Origin of the sequence: Micromonospora phaseoli (assembly GCF_900109115.1) — a bacterium.
Taxonomy (GTDB): Bacteria; Actinomycetota; Actinomycetes; order Mycobacteriales; family Micromonosporaceae; genus Micromonospora; species Micromonospora phaseoli.
Map to the genome: position 1 here is coordinate 39583 of NZ_FNYV01000013.1, position 23316 is coordinate 62898.

A 23316-nucleotide genomic window follows, 5' to 3' on the forward strand; every position below is an offset into this window, starting at 1 on the left:
CGGAGGCCGCTCAACCGAGCAGCCCTCGGGCCCGTTCGTACAGGCCGAGCACCGCGCAGGTGATCGGCACCACGGAGACCACCAGGGCGGTGTCGGCGAGGTCGGCGGCCCGCCCGACGTACGGGGAGACCGGCCGGCGGGCGTAGCTGGTGCCACCGGCCACCACCAGCAGTGCGATCAGCACTCCTGCGGCGACCAGGGCGAGCCGCCCCGCCGGGCCGGCCCCACCGGCGAGCAACGCGCCGAGGACCGCGTACCCGGCCAGGCCGGCGAGCAGTGGTGGCACCCGGTGCCGGACCGCGACGAAGAGTCGGGCGCGCAGCAGCAGCACCGCCGAGGTAACCGCGACGAGCAGCCGGCCCGCGGTCCCGCCGGTGGCGCCGAGGACCACCGCGGCGGCCACCGCCAGCACGGCGTGGCCGATCAGCATGCCGGTCAGCATCTCCTCGGTGCGCGCCACGGCCGCGTACACCCGCCCTCGGTCCGGCAGGTCACGGGCCCGGTCCGGATCCTCCGGATTTCCGGTCGGCAGGGTGATGGGCGGCAGTGGCACCTTGCCCAGCCGGATCGCCAGCAGCGGGATGGCCCCGATCGCGAAGGCCAGCACGCAGAGCAGCGTGGCGGCGGCGCCGGCCGGTCCGAGCAGCAGCCCACCGAGCGCGGCCAGACCGCCGGCCGCGCCCACCACCACGCCGGCCACGAAGATCCTCAGTCGGGCGGCGACGCCGAGCAGTCCGAGCACCGACACCAGCAGCAACGCCACCGAGCCGGCGAGCAGCTCCGCAGCGCCGATCCAGCGCAGCGGGCCGACCGGGCCCACCGGGTCGCCCGAGCTGACGGCGAGGGCGCCGGCCACCGCGGCGTACGGCAGCGCGTACCCGCCGACGGTGGCGCCGGCCGGTCCGTCGCCCTGGGCTCGGGAGAGCACGGTGCCGGCCAGCACGAGCAGCGCCGCCACCACGGTCGCGACCAGCCAGCCGGCGGCGTCACCTGGTCCACCGGCGGCCAACGCGAGCAGGCCGACGGCGAGCAGTACACCGGCGCCGGCGAACGCCGCCGCCCGGGTGGCCGGGGGTGACCAGGCGTCGCCCCGTCGGCGGGCGCCGTCGGCGATGGCCTCCACCACGTCGTCGTACTCCAGCTCGGGCCACTGCGCGCGGGCCGGCACCAGATGCAGCACCTCGCCGTCGCGGACGCCCTGGGCGAGCAGGGCCTGCCCGGTGGCCAGCGCGCTGCCGTCGGCCCGCCGGAGCAGCCAGCCGCCGTGCCGTTCCCCGTCGTCGGCGAGTCCCACGCCGGCGTGGCGCAACAGCTCGGGCAGCAGTTCGGCGAGGGGTACCTGCTCCGGCAGAGCCACGTCGACCCGCCGCTCGGGTGCGCTGACGGTGACCCGGGCCAGCCCGACTGTCATCGACCGATCTCCATCTCAAGGGCGGCGACTGCTGCGCGGACGAGAGGACTTTACCTACCATGAGCCAGGCTCGGGTTACCCTGCGCTGTCGGGAGGTTGCGTGTCCACTGTCGTCATCCGGCGGCCGCCGCGGCGTCCGGCACCCGAGATTCCGATCGGTGAGCTGTCGGTGCAGGCCCCTCCGGAGATCCCCGCCGTCACCGGCGCGCGCTGGCACCAGATGCTGATGGTGCTGCCACTGCTCGGCGGGACGGTGGCGATGGCGATGATGTTCGGCCGCGGCGGCGGTGCGTACTCGTACCTGGTCGGCGGCATGTTCGGCCTCTCCTCGCTGGCGATGCTGGCGACCTCCTGGGGCAGCGCCTCGGGCACGCCGAAGAAGTCCGAGATGATGGCGGCCCGCCGGGAGTACCTGCGACATCTGAAGACGCTGCGGCGGCAGGTACGCCAGACCGCGGTGCGACAGCGGGCCGGTCTCTGCTACCGGCACCCCGATCCGGCCCTGCTCTGGTCGACCGTGGACAGCCACCGGGTCTGGGAGCGGCGCCCCACCGATCCGGACTTCGCGGTGGTCCGGATCGCTGTCGGGCCGCAGACCCTGGCCACGCCGCTGGTGCCGCCGGTCACCCGTCCGTTGGAGGAGCTGGAGCCGATGACCGCCGGGGCCTTGCGTCGCTTCCTGGACGCGTACTCGGTGGTGCCGGACCTGCCGGTGGCCCTGTCGCTGCGCAGCTTCGCCCGGGTCTTCGTCCGGGGCACGCCGGCCGGCACCACCGGGTCGCCGGCCGCGCAGGCGCTGGTCCGGGCGATGCTCACCCAGCTCACGGTGTTCCACGCACCGGACGAGCTGCTCGTCGCCGTCTGCGCCGGACCGGAGCGGCGGAGCCTCTGGGAGTGGGTCAAGTGGCTCCCGCACGCCCAACACCCCACCCGCAGCGACGCCCTCGGCCCGGTACGGCTGGTGACCAGCTCCGCGGTGGAGTTGGAACGCCTGCTCGACGAGGTGCTGAGCAGCCGGTCCCGATTCAGCCCGGCCGGGCCCGCCACCGACGGGCCGCACCTGGTGGTGGTGCTCGACGGCGGTGACCTGACCGGCGCCACCGAGTTGGCCGGGGACGGCGGCATCGACGCGGTGACCCTGATCGACCTGGACACCCCACCGCCCCGGCTGCTCGACCGGTTCGCGCTGCGGCTGGAGCTACGGGACGGCCGGCTGCACTCATTCTCGGCGGACGAGACCGTCGAGGTCGGCACGGTCGACGCGCTGACGGTCACCGAGGCCGAGGCGGTGGCGCGCCGGCTGGCACCGCTGCGGCTGGCCGCCGCCCGGGGAACCGAGGCGTCCCCCGGAGCCGAACCCGGCCTGCCGGAACTGCTCGGTATCGGTGACCCGGAGGGCTTCACCGCCGAGCAGGGCTGGGCGCCGACGTCGGCGCGCGAGCGGCTGCGGGTACCGGTCGGCGTCGGTGTGGACGGCGGCGCGGTCGAGCTGGATCTGAAAGAGTCGGCGCAGGACGGCATGGGCCCACACGGGCTGCTCATCGGTGCGACCGGTTCCGGCAAATCCGAGTTGCTCCGCACCCTGGTGCTCGGGCTGGCGGCCACACACTCCTCCGAGCAGCTCAACTTCGTGCTTGTCGACTTCAAGGGCGGGGCGACGTTCGCCTCGTTCGACCGGCTGCCGCACACCGCCGCGGTGATCACCAACCTGGCGGACGCGCTGCCGCTGGTCGACCGGATGGTCGACGCGATCAACGGCGAGCTGGTCCGGCGGCAGGAGCTGCTCCGCCGGGCCGGCAACTTCGCCAGCCTGCGCGACTACGAGCGGGCCAGGACGGCCGGCAGCCCGCTGGCCCCGCTGCCGTCGCTGCTGCTGATCTGCGACGAATTCTCGGAGCTGCTGTCGGCCAAGCCGGACTTCATCGACCTCTTCGTCCAGATCGGCCGACTGGGCCGATCGCTCGGCGTGCACCTGCTGCTGGCGAGCCAGCGCCTTGAGGAGGGACGGCTTCGAGGGCTCGACACCCACCTGTCGTACCGGATCGGTCTGCGCACCTTCTCCGCGCTGGAGTCCCGCACGGTGCTCGGTGCGCCGGACGCCTACGAGCTGCCCCGCTCGCCGGGGCACGGCTACCTGCGCTTCGGCACCGAGCCGCTGGCGCGGTTCAAGGCCGCGTACGTGTCGGGCCCGGTGCACCGGCGCGGCGCGGCGGCCGGCGCGGCCGGTTCGGGCCGACCGCGGCCACTGGCCTTCTCCACCCACTTCACTCCCGAGCCGCAGCCGCCCGACCCGCCGGCCGTCGTGGACGAGGAGGACGGCCGGGAGACCCTGCTGGATCTGCTGGTCGCACGGCTGGCCGGGCAGGGGCCACCGGCGCACCAGGTGTGGCTGCCGCCGCTGGCGGACGCTCCCGTACTGGACGAGTTGGTCGGTCCCCTCACCACGCACCCGGCCCGGGGACTGACCTTCGGCAGTCCCGAACTGCACGGCGCGTTGCAGGTGCCGGTGGCGGTGGTCGACAGACCGTACGAGCAACGCCGGGACCTGCTCTGGCTGGCGCTGGACGGTGCGGCCGGCCACGTCGCGCTGGTCGGTGGCACGCAGAGCGGCAAGTCCACCGCGCTACGTACGCTGATCTGCGCGCTGGCGCTCACCCACACCCCGGCCGAGGCGCAGGTCTACTGTCTCGACTTCGGTGGCGGCGGACTGGCCGCGCTGCGCGACCTGCCGCACGTCGGCGGTGTCACCGGGCGGGCCGATCCCACCGGCGTACGGCGCACCGTGGGCGAGATCTCCACCCTGCTGGCCGATCGGGAGCGCGCCTTCGCCGAACTCGGTGTCGAGTCGATGGCCGCCTGGCGGCAGCGGCGCGACGCCCAGACCGGGGCCGGCGAAGCTGACGCCGACCGGTTCGGCGACGTCTTTCTCGTCGTCGACGGGTGGGTCACCCTGCGCGGCGAGTACGACGACCTGGAGCCGTTGATCACCGACCTGGCGACCCGGGGGCTCTCCTACGGCGTGCACGTGGTGGCCACCGCGGTGCGCTGGCTGGACTTCCGGCCGGGTATCCGGGATCTCTTCGGCTCCCGGCTCGAACTGCGGCTCGGTGACCCGTCCGACTCGTTGGTCGCCCGGCGCGCCGCCACGCACGTACCCGAGCAGAGGCCGGGTCGGGGCATCACCTCGGAGAGCCTGCACTTCCTCACCGCGCTGCCACAGCTGGCCGGAACGGACACCGCCGGCCTGGTGAGGCAGGTGAGGGAGAGCTGGTCCGGGCCGGCCGCGCCCCGGGTGCGGCTGCTCCCGGCCGTGCTGCCGTACGCCGACCTCGATCTCGAAGCCGCCACCGGCCTGCGGATCCCGGTCGGCATCGCGGAGGCGGACCTGCGCCCGGTGGTCCTCGACTTCGCCACCGAGCCGCACTTCGTGGTCTACGGCGACGCCGAGTGCGGCAAGTCGTCGTTCCTTCGCGCCCTGGCCACCTCGATCATCACCCGGTTCACGCCGGAACAGGCCCGGGTGATCCTGGTGGACTACCGGCGCAGCCTGCTCGGTGCCATCTCCACGCCGCACCTGATCGGGTACGGCACCGCAGCCGCGCACACCGCCGAGCTGGTCGAGTCGGCCGCCGGTTACCTGCAGGCCCGGATTCCCGGTCCCGAGGTCAGCCCGGTACAGCTGCGCGAGCGGTCGTGGTGGTCCGGCCCGGAGCTGTTCGTCCTGGTCGACGACTACGACCTGGTGGCGAGCGGGCCGGCGAACCCGCTGCGGGCGCTGGAGGAGCACCTGCCGCACGCCCGCGACGTCGGGCTGCACCTGGTGCTGGTCCGGCGCTCCGGCGGCGCCGCCCGAGCCCAGTACGAGCCGGTCGTGCAGCGGCTGCGTGAACTGTCCACCTCGGGCCTGGTGATGTCGGGCAGCCCCGAGGAGGGTGCGCTCGTCGGCCCGGTCCGGCCCGGCCCACTGCCGCCCGGGCGTGGCCGGCTACTCACCCGACGTGAGGGCGTACGCCTGGTTCAGCTGGCCCATCTGCCGCCACAGTGACGCCGACTCCACGGAACGTCCCTAGAGGCAGGGTGGAACCGGTAATCTCCGATCGTCATGTATCCCGCGACGAACGGCTGAGGATGTGACCAGGGTGCGGCACAGCGGCCCGCCAGGGGCCCGACGGTTCGCTCACCGGGCGCTGCTCGCAGCGGCCGGCACCGTACTGTCGGCCGCCGTCGCGGTCGTTCCCGCCGCCGCCGTGCCGGTCACCGCGCCCGCCCTCGGCGTACCGGTGGCCCACAATCCGGACTCGGTGGCCCGCGCTGACCAGGTCCGTGACGACCAGTGGCAGCTCGACAAGCTGGGCGCGCAGATCGCCTGGCGCACCTCGACCGGGCGCGGTGTGGTCGTCGCGGTGATCGATTCCGGGGTGGACGGTTCCCATCCGGATCTGGCCGGTCAGGTGCTGCCCGGCCTCGACCTGGTCACCCCCGGCGGGGCGGCCGAGCCCGATCCGGTCGGGCACGGCACGACGGTGGCGGGGCTCATCGCCGGCCGCAACGACGACCGGCAGGGTGTGGTGGGGTTGGCGCCCGACGCACGGATCCTGCCGGTGCGGGTCCTCGACGAGGAGAACCGCTACGACGACGCGCTGATCGTGGCCAAGGGTGTGCGGTGGGCGGTCGACAACGGCGCCGACGTGATCAACCTGTCCCTTGGTGGCGGCGGCGACAGCGCCGCGCTGGCCGCGGCGATCGACTACGCCTTCGCCAAGGACGTGGTGGTGGTGGCCTGCACCGGAAACCTCGCCACCTCGCCCGACGCGAAGGTCTGGTATCCGGCTCGGGAGCCGGGTGTCGTCGCGGTCTCCGGTCTGGAGCGCAACAGCGACAACCTGTGGAATGGTGCGATCACCGGTCGCGCCACGGTCCTCGCCGCCCCGGCGAGCGGACTGGTCGGTGCTCGCCCTCCCGGCGGGTACTGGCGGGTGCAGGGCACCAGCTTCGCCGCCCCACTGGTGGCCGCCACCGCCGCCCTGGTCCGGGCCCGCTATCCGCAGCTGTCCGCCGGGGATGTGGTGAATCGGCTGCTCGTCACCGCCAAGGACATCGGCCCCACCGGTCGGGACGACCGGTTCGGCTACGGCCTGGTCGACCCGATCGCGGCGCTGACCGCGCAGGTGCCGCCGACGTACCAGAACCCGCTGGACGACAACGATCCGCCGGGGGTGGCCGGGTTCGGCCCGGCGCCGGGCTCGATGCTGGCTGGGGACCCCGACGCCGAACAGCTCGGCCTGACCGGGTCGCGGCAGCAGACGCAGTGGCGGGCCCAGGCCGCCGGTGCTCAGGACGACGCCGAGTCCGAGCGGCTCTGGATCGGCTCGGCCATCTTCGTCGCTCTGCTCACCGGAGCGGCCCTGATGGTGCGTCGATTCCGTCAGTCGCACCGCTGACCGGCGCCCGGGTTCCGGCCCGGGCCGCCCGACGTGGACATAATTCGCCGGAACCTGGCTACCGAGGCCCGCACAGCGGGTAGAACCATCGCCGTGGACGACTACGGCGGGCGCGGCGCGGCGCCACCATCGGAGCGGGTCCTTCCGGTACGCCGGGACGATCCGCCGAACCTGTCCGCCCGCACCACCTCCGGCGTGCTGCTGCTCGTGCCGTTCACACTGCTCACCACGCTGGTGGCGGGTGACTGGTCGCCGCTGCGCCGACTCGACGTGGCGGTCACCGCGCACCTGCACGGGTACGCCCTCGACCATCCGTCCTGGGTGTGGGTGATGAGCGGATGGACAGACATCTTCGCCCCGATGCCGCTGCGCGCCGCGGCGCTGGCCCTGGTGATCTGGCTGGCCCACAGCGACGCCCGGCGACTCGCCACCTGGGTCACCACGACCATGGTGCTCGGCGGCCTGCTCGGGCCGCTACTCAAACTGCTCGTCGGCCGGGACCGACCGGACCTGCCGGACCCGGTGGCGCAGGCGCCCGGTCTGGCCTTCCCCTCGGGCCACGCGCTGAACGCGGCACTCGCCGCCGGAGTCCTCGTGGTGGTCTTCCTGCCCCGCACCAGGGCCCGCTCCGCGGCTCGCGCGGCGGTGTGGTCGGGCGCCCTGCTGATCGCCGTGGTGACCGGGTTCAGCCGGGTCGCGCTCGGCGTCCACTGGACCAGCGACGTACTCGCCGGCTGGCTGCTCGGGGCAGCGGTCGTCGCCGCCACCTACGCCGCCGTCAACTTCTGGCCACGGGTACGGGCAGGCTGAGGGCGCGGGGGTACCGGCGCTGCCGTCAGGTGCACTCGCCGGTGCCGACGCCCCGGGTACGCTCCGCGCCGGCCAGCGCGACCGGTCGGGCCTCGGCAGCGGTGACCGCGAAGCCGGTGTTCGGGTCGTCGGCCGCCGCCGCGAAGATCACCCCGAGCACCAGGCCGTTCGAGGAGACCAGCGGCCCGCCGGAGTTGCCGCTGCGGACCAGCGCCCGGATCGTGTAGATCTCCCGGTTCACGCTTCCGGAGGAGTAGATGTCCGGCCCTTCGATCCGGTCGACGTCCCGCACCCGCGCCGACTGGGCGTTGTACGGCCCGTCCAGCGGGAACCCGAGCACGATGGCGTCCGCGCCGGTGGCGGCGTTGCCGGCGGCGAACCGCATCGACGGGCCGGGCAGCCCGGGCACGTAGAGCACCGCCAGGTCCCGGTCCGGGTCGTAGACGACCACCTCGCCCTCGTACCGGTCGCCGCGCAGCTCCACCGCCACCGAGCGGGTGCCGGCGACCACGTGCGCGTTGGTCATCACCCGGTCGTCGGCGTACACGAAGCCGGAGCCCTCGATCCGCCGGGAACAGCTCGGCGCGGAGCCGAGCACCTTGACCACCGAGCGTTGGCCGCTGGACACCACCGCCGAGCCCGCCAGTGCGGGGTCGGGCGGCTCCACCTGCCGGGCCTGGGTGCGGCGCAGCCCGTCGAAGACGTCCGGGAAGCCGTTGGTGTCCACGGTGTCCCGCAGTGCGGTGGAGAGCTGCTGGGCCTGGTCGGGCATGACCCGGTCCACCACATTGAGCAGCGCGCTGCTCTTTACGGAGGCGGCGAGCCAGGGCAGTGAGGAGGAGCCGAGCGGCACCGCGACCAGCCAGGCGACCAGGAGCACCGCGAAGAGCGAGACGAATGCGCCGCCGACGTCGTCGGCTCGTCGCCCCACGTCACTGTTGATGGTGCGGCGCAGGTGGGAGCCGAGCCAGCCGGCGAGCGCCTGACCCACCACGGCCAGGCCGAAGATGGCGACCAGAGAGATCAGCACCCGGGTTCCGCCGTCCACGAACTGCTGGGCGAAGAGCGGCCCGACCTGGAGGCCGATCAGGGCGCCCAGGAAGAACCCGGAGAACGAGAGCACCCCGATGACGAATCCCTGTCGGTATCCGCTGACCGCGAACACGAGCATGAGCAACAGCAGTACGAGATCCACGGCCGACACGGCTCAAGCGTACGGGCCCGGAGCTCGTGGAATGACGATCGCTTGCGGAAGGTGACGGTCAGATCAGCGCAGGGCGCTCTCGTCGACGCCGTCCGTGCCGGCCGACGGGGCGGGCCACGCACCGATCGGCGGAAGATCGACCAGCCGGCCGGTGGGCCACGGCCGGCTCCAGCCGCCCATCTCCAACAGCGCGGCCAGCACCCCGGCGGTGAATCCCCAGACGAGCATCCCGCGTACGGAGAAGGCCGGCCCCACCCAGCCGCTGGGGTGGCGTACCCGCACCCGGTTCTCCGGCTCGACCAGCTCGGCGATCGGCAGGCGGGCGACGTGCGCGACCTCGGCCGGCTCCCGCGAATCCACCGGGTGCGGCGCGTGCCACCAGGCGAGCACCGGCGTCACCACGAACTCGCTGACCGGGATCCACAGCCTCGGCAGCTGTGCCAGCAGGGTGACGCTGGCCGGGTCGAGACCGACCTCCTCGTTCGCCTCCCGTAGCGCCGTCGCGGCGACGTCGGCGTCCTCCGGGTCGGCGGCACCACCGGGGAACGCCGGCTGGCCGGCGTGGTTACGCAGCGTGGCGGCCCGCTGGAGGACCAGCACGTCCGGGCCGGTGACGGCGTCCTCACCGAGCAACACCAGCACCGCGCTCTCCCGGCCACCGCGCTCGGGCGTACGCAGCTGGGTGAAATCCTCGGTCCGGGCGGTGCCGAGCCGCCCCAGCAGTGGCTGCAGCCAATCCGGCGGCGGCTGATGGTGGTTCGCTCGCTGATGATCGTTCACTGGCGCTCGCTCACGCCGGTACCGAGATGTCGAGGTGCTGCTGGACGAGCCCGGACAGGCGGGTGTCGTCCAGCGCGCCGGAGCTGTCGATGTGCCGGATGCCGCCCTGGGCGTCCACGAAGATGGTCAGCGGCACCGCGTTGCGACGCAGCGCCCGCTGCATCGCCTCACCCTGGTCGAACAGCATCGGGAAACGTACGTCGAAGTCCTCGCCGATCGACTGGGCGGCGCTGCGGCTGTCCCGGCTGTTCACCCCGATCACCCGCAACTGCCCTTCGGCGCGTTCGCTGAGCCGCTGGAAGGCGGGCAGTTCCTTGCGGCAGGGCGGGCACCAGGAGGCCCAGACGTTGATCACAGCAGGCCCGGGTATGTCTCGCAGCGAGACCGGTGCGCCGCCGGTGAAGCAGGTGAGGGTGAGTTCTGGTAGGGGGTCACCCGCCGCGTCGTCGGTGCCGGCCGGGCCGCCGGTCAGGCCGGCGCAGTCCTGGAACGGCGACGGCCGGGCGGCGACCGCGTCCTGCCGGTTCGGCGCTGGTGTCTCGGTGTCAGCGGTGCAGGCCGTCGTGGTCAGTAGCAGCAGCGGCAGGGTCAGCAGGGCGAGCCGGCGGATCACGGCGCCTCCGCCCGGATCGCCTGCACCGGGACCAGTACGGGATCGACTCCGGCGGCGGCCGCGAGGTCGCGGGCCCGGGGGCCCTTGAGCAGCCTCGCCGCGGCGGCCGGCTCCGTCGGCCCGGTGCCGTACGACGGGCAGAGCTGGGTCAGCGTGCACGCCCCGCAGGCGGGCTTGCGGGCGTGGCAGACCCGGCGGCCGTGAAAGATGATCCGGTGCGACAGCATGGTCCAGTCGCGCTTCGGGAACATCGCCCCGATCGCATGCTCGATCTTGACCGGGTCGCTCTCGGCGGTCAGCCGCCAACGGTGCACCAGCCGTTGGAAGTGGGTGTCGACGGTGATGCCGGGCACGTCGAAGGCGTTGCCGAGGATGACGTTGGCGGTCTTGCGCCCGATCCCGGGCAACGTGACCAGGTCGGCCAGCCGGCCGGGGACCTGGCCGTCGTACCGCTCGACGAGGGCCTGACCGAGGTGGATCAGAGAGTTGGTCTTGTTGCGGTAGAAGCCGGTCGGCCGGATCATCTCCTCCATCTCGCCGCGATCCGCCCCGGCGTAGTCGGCGGCGGTCGGATAGCGGGCGAAGAGCTTCGGGGTGACCTCGTTGACCTTCTTGTCCGTGCACTGGGCCGAGAGGATGGTGGCGACGGCGAGCTCCAGCGCGTTGCGGTGGTCCAGTTCACAGTGCGCGTCGGGATGCGTCTCGGTCAGCGCGCGGCCGATCCGCCGCGCCCGACGCGTACGACCCAGGTCGGTCTCGGTGGCGCTTCTGGTCACAACGGCCAGCCTACGTCGCCGGGGTGACTCTCTTGCGGCCCCTGCCCGCCGGCAGCGGCTGGAGCGGGCGCTCAGTCCGCGGCCGGCAGGTTGATCTTTCCGGAGTCGGTGAACCGGGCACCGGTCTCCGGGAAGTCCAGCTCGGTGAGGTCCCGGAGCAGTCCGAGGCCCCGGTCGTCGGGATCCATCACCGGCTTGCGGACGCCGTCCATGTAGGTGGAGGCGAAAGAGCCACCCGCGTAGGTGCCGTCCGCTTCGAGCGACACCTTGAGGACCCCACCCCAGCCGAGGCGGCCGTTGTTGCTCAGCGAGTTGCCGCCGCCGGCGAAGTTGCCCAGGCTGTACGCGATCAGCCGGCCCTTGTAGAACTCCATGCCGCGCAGCACGTGCGGTCCGTGGCCGACGATCAGGTCGGCACCTGAGTCGATCATCGCGCGGGAGAACTTGATCGGGTCGCCCCGGTTCTCGCCGAGGAACATCTCGGTGCCCGGGCGTACCCGGGTCATCTCCGACCCTTCGGCCCCCATGTGCACCTGCACCACGACGATGTCGGCCAGGTCGGCGGCCTTCTCGATCACCTTCTTGGCGGCCGGGATGTCGACCAGGCTGTTCGACCAGCGGTACGACGAGAAGCCGGCGACGGCGACCTTGACGCCCTTGACCTCGACCACCGTGATCTGGTCGGGCGCGCCGGTGTGTGCGAGATCGTGCTCCTCCAGCGCCTTCTGGGTGTTTTCGTACCCCTTCGGCCCGAAGTCGTAGCCGTGGTTGTTGGCCTGGTTCAGCAGGTCGAATCCGGCGTCGGCGAGATGTGCGGCGTACTCCGGCGGGGCCCGGAACTGGAAGCAGCGGGTGGAGTTGGCCCCGCACTTGCCGGTGCCGGTGTCCACCGTCAACGGCTCTTCCAGGTTGCCCATCACCAGGTCGGCGGCGAGCGCCTTCTTGACCGAGTCGAAGAAGCCCTTGCCGTTGTTGGGCGGCAGCCGGTTGGGGGCCATGGCCATGACGATGTCGCCGGTGGCGGAGAGCGAGATCTTCTTGACCTCGGGGGCGCTCGATTCGACTGGCGCGCCCGTGTCACCGCCGCCCGCGCCGGCTTGCCAGATCGGGCCCTCGTCGGTCGTGGCACAGCCGGCGAGCAGGATGGCGGCGAGCAGCGCGGCGAGCGCGGCCACAGCGTGGCGGCGCGGTCGGGACGCGAGGGGGGCGCGAGCGTACATCGTGGGCGACCCTACCGTGCGGCAAACGCCAGGACGACGGCCAATCGGTCGGGGAGTTTCAGCTCCGAAGCCGATCCGACCATGGGACGACGGTGTCGACGCCGACCGCCAGCACGGCGGCGTGCACCGCTCTGGCCAGCGGCGCTCCCCAGGTGGAACGCGGCCCACCGTAGGCGTGGACCGGGCCGTCCGGGGGGCAGAGCACGACCACGGCGTCCGTCGGGGTGCCGGTGCCGGGGAGACCCAGCTCCGTGATCGCCTGGGTCTTCGCCTCGGTGGCCGTGGCCACCGCGTTGACCAGCGCCGCGTCGCCGAGCCGGGCCGGGACGTACGCCACGATGTTGACCGTGCCAACCGGCTGCGCGGCCGCGGCCACCGTGGGGGCGGCGGCGGGGATCGGGGTACCCAGGCCGACGGTGGCCCAGACCTGCACGCCGGTGTCGGTGCGGGCCACCACCTCGCCGACGTCGACACCGGTCAGCAGGCCCACCCCGGGTCCGTCGAGGCCGAGGTCCCGGGCCATGGCGGCGAGGTGCTCGGCGGGGTCGTCCCGGTCGTACGACATGGGCACCGTCGCGTTCAGCACCCACCGCCGTATGCCGATTCCGCCGCCCAGTGGTGCGGAGCTGACCGCCCGCAGCGATCGCCCGAAACGCCACATGAGCAGTGGGATGTCCCGTTCGCCCTCGCGGCGGGTGATCAGCAGCGGCTCGTTGCGCACATCGCGACCCTACGGCCGGGCCCGGACACGCCTGTACCCTGCCCGACCAGGCGCGCGATCCTAGTAGGCGTTCACAACGGGCACGTTACGCCCAACGATCAAGATTCCAGGGGTGGACCTCTGATTCCTGCTCACGTGCGCCTAGACTGGTCGGCGCGCGAGGGATCAGCGGACGGCGGACCCGGCCGATGGACGGCATGCGCAACCGGAGGTGCGCGATGGACGAGGTACTGGCTCGCAGCGGGATCTTCCAGGGGGTTGACCCTGAGGCTGCCGAGGCGCTCGCCAAGGAGATGGAGACGATCGAGGTCCGCAAGGGCGAGGTCGTCTTCAACGAGGGCGAGCCTGGCGACAGTCTCTACATCCTCCTGTCCGGCAAGATCAAAGTTGGTCGCCGGGCGGCGGACGGACGGCAGAACCTGATCGCCGTGATGGGTCCGTCGGACATGGTCGGCGAGCTGTCGCTGTTCGACCCGGGTCCGCGTACGGCGACCGCCACCGCGGTCACCGACAGCCGGCTGGCCCGACTTCGTAAGCAGGCCCTGCGGCCGTGGCTGAACAACCGGCCGGAGATCGCCGAGCAGTTGCTGCGGGTACTCGCCCGCAGGCTGCGCCGGACCAACGACGCGCTGGCCGACCTGATCTTCACCGACGTGCCCGGCCGCGTCGCCAAGAACCTGCTCCAGATGGCCGGCCGCTTCGGCACCCGCGACGGCGGGGTGCTGCGAGTGACGCACGACCTGACCCAGGAGGAGATCGCGCAGCTCGTCGGCGCCTCCCGGGAGACGGTCAACAAGGCGCTGGCGGACTTCGCCTCGCGCGGCTGGCTCCGGCTGGACGGCAAGAGCATCATCATCCTCGACCCGGAGCGCCTGGCCCGCCGCGCTCGGGTCTGACCCGGTCCGTCCGGAGCGGGGCGCCTGCCGGGCGCTGCCCGGCGCGGGCGTCCAGCAGAGCCGGACAGCCCACGACGTCACGGCGATTTGCTCTGCTTCAACCCAGGCAACAGTGCGCGGCCCAGACCGTCGCGCGGGTTGAAGCAGAGCAAAGACGCCAGCAGGGGTCTTTCCCTTCCAGCCCGGCCCTTCAGCCCGGCCCATAAAAGTCAGTCTTGACTGTTTGTTTTGTGCCCGGCAGGCTGTGCCCGTGCCCGCCGCATCGACCCGCGTCCCGCAGCAGGAACGCAGCCGCGCCACCCAGGCCCGGCTGCTGGAGGCGACCGTCGAGTGCCTGGTCCAGCACGGCTGGTCCGGTACCACCACCACGGTCGTGGCGGCCCGGGCAGGCGTCTCCCGGGGTGCCCAGCTGCACCACTACCCGACCCGGACCGCCCTGGTCACCGCTGCCGTCGCGCACCTCACCGAACGCCGGGCGGAGGAGTTGCGCACCGAGGCCGAGGCGCTGCCGGCCGGCCCGAGCCGGCTGGACCGGGTGGTCGACCTACTCGCCGCCGCCTTCACCGGACCGCTCTTCGTCGCCGCCCTCGAACTCTGGGTAGCCGCCCGCACCGACGCCGAACTGCGCGCCGCGCTGCTCCCGCTGGAAACCCGGGTCGGCCGCGAGATGCACCGGCTGACCGTCGAGCTGCTCGGCGTTGACGAGCGGCAGCCCGGCGTACGCGAGGCGGTGCAGGCGACCCTCGACCTGCTGCGCGGCCTCGGCGTGGCCAACCTGCTCAATGACGACTCGGCCCGCCGCGCCGCCCTGCTGCACGCCTGGAAGCGCCAGTTCACCAACCTGCTCACCCCCGCCGACGACCCGCCCGGGAGCGAGCGGCACTGACATCCTGACCGGTCCAACCCGCCCGGAGGCACCATGGTCGACCTGACCGCACTGCTCACGGATCTGGCCGCCGAATCCGAGCAGCTCGACGCGCTCGTCGCGCCACTGCCACCACCGGACTGGGGCCGACCGACCCCGGCGGCCGGCTGGACGATCTCCCATCAGATCGCCCACCTGGCCTGGACCGACCACGTGGCCCACCTCGCCGCGACCGACGCCGACGCGTTCTACGCCTCGGTCACCTCCGCCCCCGAGGTGTCCCGCCTGGTCGATGCGGGCGCGGAGGCGTTCCTCGCCCCGCCGGCCGCGCTGCTGGAGCGCTGGCGGGCCGGCCGCTCGACGCTTGCGGCGTCCCTTGCCGCAGTCCCGTCCGGGGAGAAGTTGCCGTGGTACGGCACCCGGATGTCTCCGGCCTCGATGGCGACCGCGCGGATCATGGAGACCTGGGCGCACGGCGAGGATGTGGCCGACGCGCTCGGCGTTTCCCGCCCCGCCACCGCCCGACTTCGACACATCGCGTACCTGGGCTTCCGTACCCTCGGGCACGGTTTTGCCGCCCACGGCCGGGCGGTGCCGACGACGCCGGCCCGGGTCGAGCTGGTGGCACCGACGGGCGACGGGGAGATCTGGGCCTTCGGGCCGCCGGACGCGACCGACCGGGTCATCGGCCCGGCGCGCGACTTCTGCCTGCTGGTGACCCAGCGCCGGCACCGCGCCGACCTCGCCCTGGTAGCTGACGGGCCGGTCGCCGACGAGTGGCTGGACGTGGCGCAGGTGTTCGCCGGCCCACCCGGCACCGGCCGTGCCCCACGGTCCGCCGCTGCCAGCGGCGACGACGACGCCAGGACGCCGGCATGACTGGGGTGCTGCGGGTGGGCAACGCCTCCGGCTTCTACGGCGACCGGTTCTCCGCCTGGCAGGAGATGCTCGACGGCGGCGAGCTGGACGTGCTGACCGGCGACTACCTGGCCGAGTTGACCATGCTCATCCTCGGCCGGGACCGGATGCGCGACCCCGACCTCGGCTACGCGAGGACGTTCCTCCGACAACTGGAAGGCTGCCTGGGCACCGCGCTCGACCGGGGGGTCACGCTGGTCACCAACGCCGGTGGGCTCAACCCGGCCGGGTTGGCCGCCGCGATCCGCTCGCTCGCCGACCGGCTCGGCCTGCCCGTCCGGATCGGGTACGTCGAGGGCGACGCCCTGGCCCGGCCGGACGCGCTCACCGCCAACGCGTACCTCGGTGCGTTCGGCGTCGCCGCCTGCCTCGACGCCGGGGCGGATGTCGTGGTGACCGGCCGGGTCACCGACGCCTCGCTGGTCGTCGGCCCGGCCATCGCCCGCTTCGGCTGGCGGCGCGAGGATCTCGACGCGCTGGCCGGCGCCACCGTCGCCGGCCATCTGATCGAGTGCGGGGCCCAGGTCACCGGCGGCAACTTCAGCTTCTTCACCGAGCTGCCCGACCGGGGGCACCGGCCGGGCTTCCCGATCGTGGAGCTGCACCCGGACGGCTCCGCGGTGCTCACCAAGCATGCCGGCACCGGCGGGGCGGTCACCGTCGAGACGGTCACCGCCCAACTGCTGTACGAGGTGGGCGGGCCGGCCTACCTCGGGCCGGACGTGGTGACCCGGCTGGACACGGTGCGGTTGGGCCAGGACGGGCCGGACCGGGTACGCGTCTCCGGCGTCCGTGGCACACCCCCACCGGAGACGCTCAAGGTCGGCGTCAACAACCTGGGCGGCTTCCGTAACTCGATGACCTTCGTGCTCTGCGGGCTCGACATCCCGGCCAAGGCGGCCCTGGTCCGGGGGCAGTTGGAGGAGGCGGTCGGCAAGGAGGGGCTGGAGTTCACGCTGGCCCGCACCGACCACCCCGACGCCACCGACACCGAGTCGGCGAGCGCGCTGCTGCACGTACATTTGCGCGACGGTGACAAGGCGCGGGCCGGGCGGGCCTTCTCGGCGGCGGCGGTGGAACTGGCGCTGGCCTCCTACCCGGGCTGCACGCTGACCACGCTGCCCGGTGACGCCACCCCGTACGGTGTCTTCACCGCCGAGACGGTGCCGCAGGACGCCGTCGCCCATGTCGCCGTGCTGCCGGACGGCACCCGGCGACCGATCGCCGCACCGCCGGTGACGTGTTTGCCGGGGCCCCCTGTACAACACCAGGCGTTAACCGGGGGCCCCTCCTCACCCGCCGGCGGCGCGAGTCGGCGGGCGCCGCTGGGCGAATTGGTCGGGGCGCGTTCGGGAGACAAGGGCGGCGACGCGAACCTCGGTGTCTGGGCACGTACGGACGCGACCTGGGCCTGGTTGCGCGGCTGGCTCACCGTGCAGCGGCTGGCCGAGCTACTGCCGGAGACCGCCCCGCTGGCCGTGGCCCGGTACGAGCTGCCGAACCTGCGGGCGGTCAACTTCGTGATCGAAGGGCTGCTCGGGCAGGGGGTGGCCGCCTCCACCAGGTTCGATCCGCAGGCCAAGGCGCTCGGTGAGCTGCTCCGCTCCCGGATCGTCGACCTGCCCGCGGAGCTGCCCCTCGGGCCGCCCGCCGCCGAACCGGCGTCGACCACCCCGCCCACGCCCGCCGCCGAACCGGCGTCGACCACCCCGCCCACGCCCGCCGCCGAACCGGCGTCGACCACCTCGCCCACCGGACAGGTGCGGCCGTGACCATCGTGGACACGCCGGAGCGCCGGCAGCTGCGTGAGCTGACCCGGGCCTTCGTGACCCGGGAGGTGCTGCCGCACCTCGCCGACTGGGAGCGGGCCGGCGAGGTACCCCGTGAGCTGCACGCCAGTGCCGCGACCGTCGGCCTGCTCGGCATCGGTTTTCCCGAGTCGGTGGGCGGCAGCGGCGGCGACCTGCTCGATTCGATCATCGTCACCGAGGAGATCATCCGATCCGGCGGCTCGTCGGGGCTGGTCGCCGCCCTCTTCACGCACGGCATCGCGCTGCCACACCTGGTCGCCACCGCCGAAGCGCACCTGATCGACCGGTACGCCCGGCCCACGCTGGCCGGTTCGATGATCGGCGCCCTGGCGATCACCGAACCGGATGCCGGCTCCGATGTGGCGAGCATCCGCACCCACGCCCGCCGCGACGGCGACCACTACGTGGTGAACGGCGCGAAGACCTACATCACCAGCGGCGTACGGGCCGACTTCGTGACCACCGCGGTCTGCACCGGATTTCCGGGCGACGGCTCGCTGAGCCTGCTGGTGATCGACAAGAGCACGCCCGGGTTCACCGTCGGCCGTCGGCTGGAGAAGCTGGGCTGGCACTGCTCGGACACCGCCGAACTCTCCTTCGTCGACGTACGCGTGCCGGTGGCGAACCGGATCGGCGAGGAGAACACCGCCTTCCTCGCGATCATGCAGCAGTTCGCCGCCGAACGGCTCTCGCTGGCCACCCAGGCGTACGCCATCGCGCAGCGCTGCGTCGAGCTGACCGTGAACTGGTGCCGGGACCGGTCCACCTTCGGCCGGCCACTGGCCAGCCGACAGCTGGTCCGGCACCGGCTGGCCGAGATGCACACCCGGGCCGAGTCCGCCCGGGCGTACGTGCATCAGGTGGCCGCGCGGGTAGCCGCCGGCGAGCCGGTGGTGACCGAGGTGGCGATGGCGAAGAACGTGGCGGTGGCGGCCGGCGACTGGGTGGTCGACCAGGCCCTGCAACTGCACGGCGGCTTCGGCTACCTGCGTGACGCCGAAGTGGAACGGCACTACCGGGACGCCCGGATCCTCGGCATCGGCGGTGGCACCACCGAGATCATGAACGAGATCGTCGCGAAGGGCATGGGCCTATGACCACGTTGGAGAGCACGGTCGACCCCGCCGCGCCGGCGCACCGGGCCAACCGGGAGGCGCTGCTGGAACGCCTCGCCGAGTTGGACACCGCGCTGGACCAGGCGCGCCAGGGCGGCGGCGAGAAGTACGTGACCCGGCACCACAAGCGCGGCAAGCTGCTTCCCCGGGAGCGCATCGAGCTGCTGCTGGACCAGGACAGCCCGTTCCTGGAGCTGTCGCCGGCGGCGGCGTACGGCACGGACTTTCCGGTCGGGGCCAGCGTGGTGACCGGGATCGGCGTGGTCGAGGGCGTCGAGTGCCTGATCGTCGCCAACGATCCGACGGTACGCGGCGGCGCGGTCAACCCGTGGTCGCTCGCCAAGACCCGGCGGGCCGGCGAGATCGCCCTGGCAAACCGGCTGCCGATGGTCAACCTGGTCGAGTCGGCCGGCGCCGACCTGCCCACCCAGGCGGAGATCTTCATTCCGGGCGGACGGGTGTTCCGCGACCTGACCCGGCTCTCGGCCGAGAAGATCCCCACGGTCAGCGTGGTCTTCGGCAACGCCACCGCCGGCGGCGCCTACGTGCCCGGGATGTCGGACTTCACCATCATGATCCGGGAACGGTCGCAGGTCTACCTGGCCGGGCCGCCGCTGGTGAAGATGGCCACCGGCGAGGACGCCGACGACGAGTCGCTGGGCGGCGCGGCCATGCACGCCACCAAGTCCGGCCTGGCCGACTTTCTCGCGGCCGACGAGCGGGACGGCATCCGGCTGGCCCGACAGTGCGTACGCCGACTCAACTGGCGTAAGCGGGGTCCGGCACCGCGCAACCCGATACCGCGACCGCCGAAGTACGACCCGGAGGAGTTGCTCGGCATCGTCAGTGCCGACCTCAAGGTGCCGTTCGATCCGCGTGACGTGCTGGCCCGGGTCCTCGACGGCAGCGAGTTCGACGAGTTCAAGCCGGCCTACGGCACCGCGCTGGTCACCGGCTGGGGCGAGCTGCACGGATATCCGGTCGGCGTGCTGGCCAACGCCCGGGGCGTGCTGTTCAGCGATGAGGCGCAGAAAGCCACCCAGTTCATCCAGCTCGCCAACGCCGCCGACACTCCGCTGATCTTCCTCCAGAACACCACCGGCTACATGGTCGGCACTGAGTACGAGCAGCGCGGCATCATCAAACACGGCGCCCTGATGATCAATGCCGTGTCGAACTCGAAGGTGCCGCACCTGACGGTCAACCTGGGTGCCTCGTACGGCGCGGGCAACTACGGCATGTGCGGCCGGGCGTACGAGCCGCGTTTCCTGTTCACCTGGCCGAACGCGCGCTCGGCGGTGATGGGCCCGGCGCAGCTGGCCGGGGTGCTGTCCATCGTGGCCCGGCAGGCCGCCGCCGCCCGCGGCCACGAGTTCGACGAGGACTCCGACAAGGCGATGCGGATGATGGTCGAGCAGCAGATCGAGTCGCAGTCCGGCGCGCTCTTCCTCTCCGGCCGGCTCTACGACGACGGGGTGATCGACCCCCGGGACACCCGTACCGTCCTCGGCCTCTGCCTGTCCGCCGTCCACAACGCACCGGTGAAGGGCGCCGACGGCTTCGGCGTCTTCCGGATGTAGGAGACCTTCCACATGATTTCCAGATTGCTGGTGGCCAACCGTGGGGAGATCGCCCGTCGGGTCTTCGCCACCTGTCGGGCGCTGGGTGTCGAGACGGTCGCCGTGCACTCCGACGCGGACGCCGACGCGCCCTTCGTCGCCGAGGCCGACCACGCGGTCCGGCTGCCGGGAAACACACCCGTCGAGACGTACCTGCGGATCGAGGCGATCCTGGACGCGGCCCGCCGGTCCGGCGCGGACGCCATCCACCCGGGCTACGGCTTCCTCGCCGAGAACGCCGACTTCGCCGCGGCGGTGACCGATGCCGGGCTGACCTGGGTCGGTCCGCCCGCGAAGGCGATCGCCGCGATGGGTGACAAGCTGGCCGCCAAGGCGCTGCTCGCCGACGCGGGCGTACCGATGCTGCCCAGCTGGACCGACCCGGAGCAGGTCACCGGCTTTCCGGTGCTGGTCAAGGCGTCCGCCGGGGGCGGCGGTCGCGGCATGCGGATCGTCCGCGACGCCGGTGGGCTCGCCGAGGCCGTCGCGAGCGCGCGCCGTGAGGCGGCTGCGGCCTTCGGCGACGGCACGGTCTTCATCGAGCGGTACGTCGAGCGTGGCCGGCACGTCGAGGTGCAGATCGTCGGCGACCGGCACGGCACGGTGCTGGCCCTCGGTGAGCGCGACTGCTCGATCCAGCGCCGGCACCAGAAGATCGTCGAGGAGGCGCCGGCAATCGTCGTCACGGAGCTGCGGCAGCGGCTGCACGCGGCGGCGGTCGCCGCCGGCCAGGCGGTCGACTACCTGGGCGCGGGCACGGTGGAGTTCCTGCTCGCCCCGGACGGCGAGTTCTACTTCCTGGAGATGAACACCCGTCTTCAGGTGGAGCATCCGGTCACCGAGGCGGTGACCGGGCTGGACCTTGTCCGGCTGCAGTTGCTGGTCGCCGAGGGCGAGCCGCTGCCGCTGGCGGCGACTCCGCCGGTCGAGGGCCACGCGATCGAGGTACGCCTCTGCGCCGAGGATCCGACCCAGGGTTTCCGTCCGGCCGCCGGCACCCTGCACCGCTTCACTGTTCCCGGGGTCGTCGGCGAGTTCACCCCGACGCGCGGCCTGCGGCTCGACTCCGGTGTGCTGGGCGGCTCGACGGTGGGTGTCCACTACGACTCGATGCTGGCCAAGCTGGTCGCCTGGGCACCCACCCGCGCCGGGGCCACCCGTATCCTGGCCGCCGCGCTTGCCCGCGCCGAGCTGCACGGCGTCACCACCAACCGCGACCTGCTGGTCCGGGTGCTGCGCAGCAGGGAGTTCGGCGCGGCCGAGGTCGACACCGGTTTCCTGGACCGGCACCCCGAGGTCTTCGCCGCACTGCTGCCGGCCGGTGAACTTCCGCTGGCCGCCCTGGCCGCCGCGCTCGCGTCGGCCGCTGACCGCCGCGTCGCCGCCCGGGTGCTCACCGGGCTCCCCTCGGGCTGGCGCAACGTGCCCGCCTTCCCGCAGGTCGCTCGCTTCGCCGGCCCCGACGGCGGCGAGATCGAGGTCCGGTACCGCCTGGACCGCACCGGCGGTCTCGCCGAGTGGTCGACGTCGACGGGCAGCGAGCCACCGCCGACGGTCACCCTGGTCGGGGCCACCGGGCAGCGGGTGGTGCTCGACGTCGACGGGGTACGGCGGGCGTACCGCGTACACCGGGTCGGGCCGGAGGTGTTCGTGGACGGCCCGGACGGGGCGGCGAGCCTGGCCGAGCTGCCACGCTTCCCGCTGCCCGGCGCGGAGTTGGCCGCCGGATCGCTGCTGGCGCCACTGCCCGGCGCGGTGGCTCGGGTGCACGTCGAGGTCGGTCAGCGCGTCGCCGCCGGCGACCTGCTGCTGACCCTGGAAGCGATGAAGTTGGAACATCCCGTCCTCGCCCCGACCGGCGGCGTGGTAACCGAGCTGCCGGTGCTGGCCGGCGGGCAGGTCGACACTGGTGCGGTGCTGGCCGTGGTCGACCCTGTTGAGGAGGCATCGTGATGAACTTCGACCTCACCGCGGAGCAGGACCAGCTCCGCGACGCGGTCCGATCGCTGGGCAGGCGGTACGGTCACCGCTACTTCGTGGAGAAGGCGAAGGCCGGCGAGCACACCACCGAGCTGTGGCACGAGGCCGGCCGGCTCGGCTACCTCGGTGTCAACATCCCCACCGAGTACGGCGGCGGGGGCGGCGGCATCACCGACCTGGCCATCGTCTGCGAGGAGTTGGCCGCCGCCGGCTGCCCGCTGCTGCTGCTCGTGGTCTCCCCCGCCATCGCTGCCACCGTGATCAACCGGCACGGCACCGAGGAGCAGCGCAAGCGTCACCTGCCCGGCCTCGCCGACGGCTCGCAGAAGATCGTCTTCGCGATCACCGAACCGGAGGCCGGCTCGAACTTCCACCGCCTCGCCACGACGGCCCGCCGCGACGGCGACGACTGGGTGCTGTCGGGCCGCAAGTGCTACATCTCCGGCGTTGACGAGGCCGGTCATGTCCTCGTGGTGGCTCGTACCGAGGACACGGCGAGCGGGAAGCTGAAGCCCGCACTGTTCGTCGTGCCGACCGGAGCCGCCGGGATGACCTGGTCCAAGCTGGACATGGAGATCGTGTCCCCGGAGAACCAGTTCCTGCTCTACCTGGACGAGGTGCGGCTGCCCGCCGACGCGCTGGTCGGCGAGTCCCTGGACGCCGGCCTGCCGGCGCTGTTCTCCGGGCTGAACCCGGAGCGCATCACGGTCGCCGCGATGGGCGCCGGCACCGGCCGGTACGCCATCGAGCGGGCTTCGGAGTACACCGCGACCCGGTCGGTGTGGGGCGGTCGGACCATCGGCTCGCACCAGGGCGTGTCACATCCGCTGGCGCACGCCGCGGTGCAGGTGGAGCTGGCCCGGCTGATGATCCAGAAGGCCGCGACCCTCTACGACGCCGGCCGCGACCTGGAGGCCGGCATCTCCGCCAACATGGCCAAGTACGCGGCCGGCGAGGCCGCGGCCCTCGCCGTCGACACGGCGGTGCAGGCGCTCGGCGGCGCCGGCATGACCACCGAGTACGGGGTGGCAACGCTGTTGGGGGCGGTCCGGGCGGGCCGGATCGCCCCGGTCAGCCGCGAGATGATCCTCAACTTCGTCGCCCAACACGTACTGGGTCAGGACAAGTCGTACTGA

18 protein-coding genes are annotated in these 23316 nt (G+C 72.7%); 11 read left to right on the forward strand and 7 right to left on the reverse strand.

Annotation, left to right across the window (positions count from 1 at the left end):
- Positions 1 to 10: 10 nt before the first annotated feature.
- Positions 11 to 1411 carry a type VII secretion integral membrane protein EccD gene (gene eccD, locus BMY89_RS25620; protein WP_092382641.1) on the reverse strand — a complete coding sequence of 467 codons (1401 nt, stop codon included), beginning with the start codon at positions 1409 to 1411 and terminating at the stop codon, positions 11 to 13.
- A 100-nt stretch (positions 1412 to 1511) separates the two neighbouring features.
- On the opposite strand from eccD, the gene eccCa reads away from it, so the two are divergent.
- From eccCa to BMY89_RS25635, 3 genes are all read left to right on the forward strand, one after another.
- Complete coding sequence (eccCa, locus tag BMY89_RS25625) at positions 1512 to 5456, forward strand: type VII secretion protein EccCa (protein WP_092382642.1); 3945 nt, start codon at positions 1512 to 1514, stop codon at positions 5454 to 5456.
- Between the two features lie 85 nt (positions 5457 to 5541).
- Complete coding sequence (mycP, locus tag BMY89_RS25630; protein WP_092382643.1) at positions 5542 to 6852, forward strand: type VII secretion-associated serine protease mycosin; 1311 nt, start codon at positions 5542 to 5544, stop codon at positions 6850 to 6852.
- A gap of 171 nt (positions 6853 to 7023) precedes the next feature.
- Positions 7024 to 7662, forward strand: coding sequence for a phosphatase PAP2 family protein (locus tag BMY89_RS25635; RefSeq protein WP_232521553.1), 639 nt, complete (start codon positions 7024 to 7026; stop codon positions 7660 to 7662).
- Positions 7663 to 7687: 25 nt separating this feature from the next.
- Here BMY89_RS25635 and BMY89_RS25640 read toward each other — a convergent pair whose 3' ends face one another.
- The 6 genes from BMY89_RS25640 to BMY89_RS25665 form a co-directional block, all read right to left on the reverse strand.
- A complete protein-coding gene (locus tag BMY89_RS25640; protein WP_092382645.1) occupies positions 7688 to 8866 on the reverse strand; it encodes a MarP family serine protease in 1179 nt (392 codons plus the stop codon).
- Positions 8867 to 8929: 63 nt separating this feature from the next.
- Positions 8930 to 9646 (reverse strand): NUDIX hydrolase, encoded by a 717-nt coding sequence (locus BMY89_RS25645; protein ID WP_092382646.1) that lies wholly within the window; start codon positions 9644 to 9646, stop codon positions 8930 to 8932.
- 10 nt (positions 9647 to 9656) lie between these two features.
- A complete protein-coding gene (locus BMY89_RS25650) occupies positions 9657 to 10259 on the reverse strand; it encodes a TlpA family protein disulfide reductase (RefSeq protein ID WP_175510423.1) in 603 nt (200 codons plus the stop codon).
- Positions 10256 to 11035: an endonuclease III gene (gene nth / locus BMY89_RS25655; protein WP_092382647.1), complete on the reverse strand. Its 780-nt coding sequence runs from the start codon at positions 11033 to 11035 to the stop codon at positions 10256 to 10258. Before nth ends, BMY89_RS25650 begins: the two co-directional genes overlap by 4 nt.
- 71 nt (positions 11036 to 11106) lie before the next feature.
- Complete coding sequence (locus BMY89_RS25660; protein WP_092382648.1) at positions 11107 to 12255, reverse strand: CapA family protein; 1149 nt, start codon at positions 12253 to 12255, stop codon at positions 11107 to 11109.
- Positions 12256 to 12313: 58 nt separating this feature from the next.
- A complete protein-coding gene (locus tag BMY89_RS25665; protein WP_372433301.1) occupies positions 12314 to 12916 on the reverse strand; it encodes an adenosylcobinamide amidohydrolase in 603 nt (200 codons plus the stop codon).
- A 278-nt stretch (positions 12917 to 13194) separates the two neighbouring features.
- Here BMY89_RS25665 and BMY89_RS25670 point away from each other — a divergent pair, with 278 nt between their 5' ends.
- The 8 genes from BMY89_RS25670 to BMY89_RS25705 all read left to right on the forward strand — a co-directional run bounded on the left by BMY89_RS25670 (position 13195) and on the right by BMY89_RS25705 (position 23316).
- Positions 13195 to 13872, forward strand: a complete 678-nt coding sequence (locus BMY89_RS25670; RefSeq protein WP_013736306.1) for a Crp/Fnr family transcriptional regulator — start codon at positions 13195 to 13197, stop codon at positions 13870 to 13872.
- Positions 13873 to 14122: 250 nt separating this feature from the next.
- On the forward strand, positions 14123 to 14758 hold the full coding sequence (locus tag BMY89_RS25675; protein ID WP_092382722.1) for a TetR/AcrR family transcriptional regulator: 636 nt from the start codon (positions 14123 to 14125) through the stop codon (positions 14756 to 14758).
- A gap of 33 nt (positions 14759 to 14791) precedes the next feature.
- Positions 14792 to 15616, forward strand: a complete 825-nt coding sequence (locus BMY89_RS25680; RefSeq protein WP_092382650.1) for a TIGR03084 family metal-binding protein — start codon at positions 14792 to 14794, stop codon at positions 15614 to 15616.
- On the forward strand, positions 15613 to 17427 hold the full coding sequence (locus tag BMY89_RS25685; RefSeq protein WP_092382651.1) for an acyclic terpene utilization AtuA family protein: 1815 nt from the start codon (positions 15613 to 15615) through the stop codon (positions 17425 to 17427). The genes BMY89_RS25680 and BMY89_RS25685 overlap by 4 nt, the downstream gene beginning before the upstream one ends.
- Positions 17424 to 18563, forward strand: coding sequence for an acyl-CoA dehydrogenase family protein (locus BMY89_RS25690; RefSeq protein WP_092382652.1), 1140 nt, complete (start codon positions 17424 to 17426; stop codon positions 18561 to 18563). The genes BMY89_RS25685 and BMY89_RS25690 overlap by 4 nt, the downstream gene beginning before the upstream one ends.
- On the forward strand, positions 18560 to 20161 hold the full coding sequence (locus BMY89_RS25695; protein ID WP_092382653.1) for an acyl-CoA carboxylase subunit beta: 1602 nt from the start codon (positions 18560 to 18562) through the stop codon (positions 20159 to 20161). Before BMY89_RS25690 ends, BMY89_RS25695 begins: the two co-directional genes overlap by 4 nt.
- A 12-nt stretch (positions 20162 to 20173) precedes the next feature.
- Positions 20174 to 22153, forward strand: coding sequence for an ATP-binding protein (locus tag BMY89_RS25700; RefSeq protein ID WP_092382654.1), 1980 nt, complete (start codon positions 20174 to 20176; stop codon positions 22151 to 22153).
- Positions 22153 to 23316: an acyl-CoA dehydrogenase family protein gene (locus tag BMY89_RS25705; RefSeq protein WP_092382655.1), complete on the forward strand. Its 1164-nt coding sequence runs from the start codon at positions 22153 to 22155 to the stop codon at positions 23314 to 23316. The genes BMY89_RS25700 and BMY89_RS25705 overlap by 1 nt, the downstream gene beginning before the upstream one ends.

Coding starts and splice junctions, on each gene's coding strand:
- eccD (WP_092382641.1), bottom strand. CDS start 1,411: ATGACAGTCGGGCTGGCCCGGGTCACCGTCAGCGCACCCGAGCGGCGG.
- BMY89_RS25660 (WP_092382648.1), bottom strand. CDS start 12,255: ATGTACGCTCGCGCCCCCCTCGCGTCCCGACCGCGCCGCCACGCTGTG.
- BMY89_RS25665 (WP_372433301.1), bottom strand. CDS start 12,916: ATGTGGCGTTTCGGGCGATCGCTGCGGGCGGTCAGCTCCGCACCACTG.
- BMY89_RS25670 (WP_013736306.1), top strand. CDS start 13,195: ATGGACGAGGTACTGGCTCGCAGCGGGATCTTCCAGGGGGTTGACCCT.
- BMY89_RS25680 (WP_092382650.1), top strand. CDS start 14,792: ATGGTCGACCTGACCGCACTGCTCACGGATCTGGCCGCCGAATCCGAG.
- BMY89_RS25685 (WP_092382651.1), top strand. CDS start 15,613: ATGACTGGGGTGCTGCGGGTGGGCAACGCCTCCGGCTTCTACGGCGAC.
- BMY89_RS25695 (WP_092382653.1), top strand. CDS start 18,560: ATGACCACGTTGGAGAGCACGGTCGACCCCGCCGCGCCGGCGCACCGG.
- BMY89_RS25700 (WP_092382654.1), top strand. CDS start 20,174: ATGATTTCCAGATTGCTGGTGGCCAACCGTGGGGAGATCGCCCGTCGG.
- BMY89_RS25705 (WP_092382655.1), top strand. CDS start 22,153: ATGAACTTCGACCTCACCGCGGAGCAGGACCAGCTCCGCGACGCGGTC.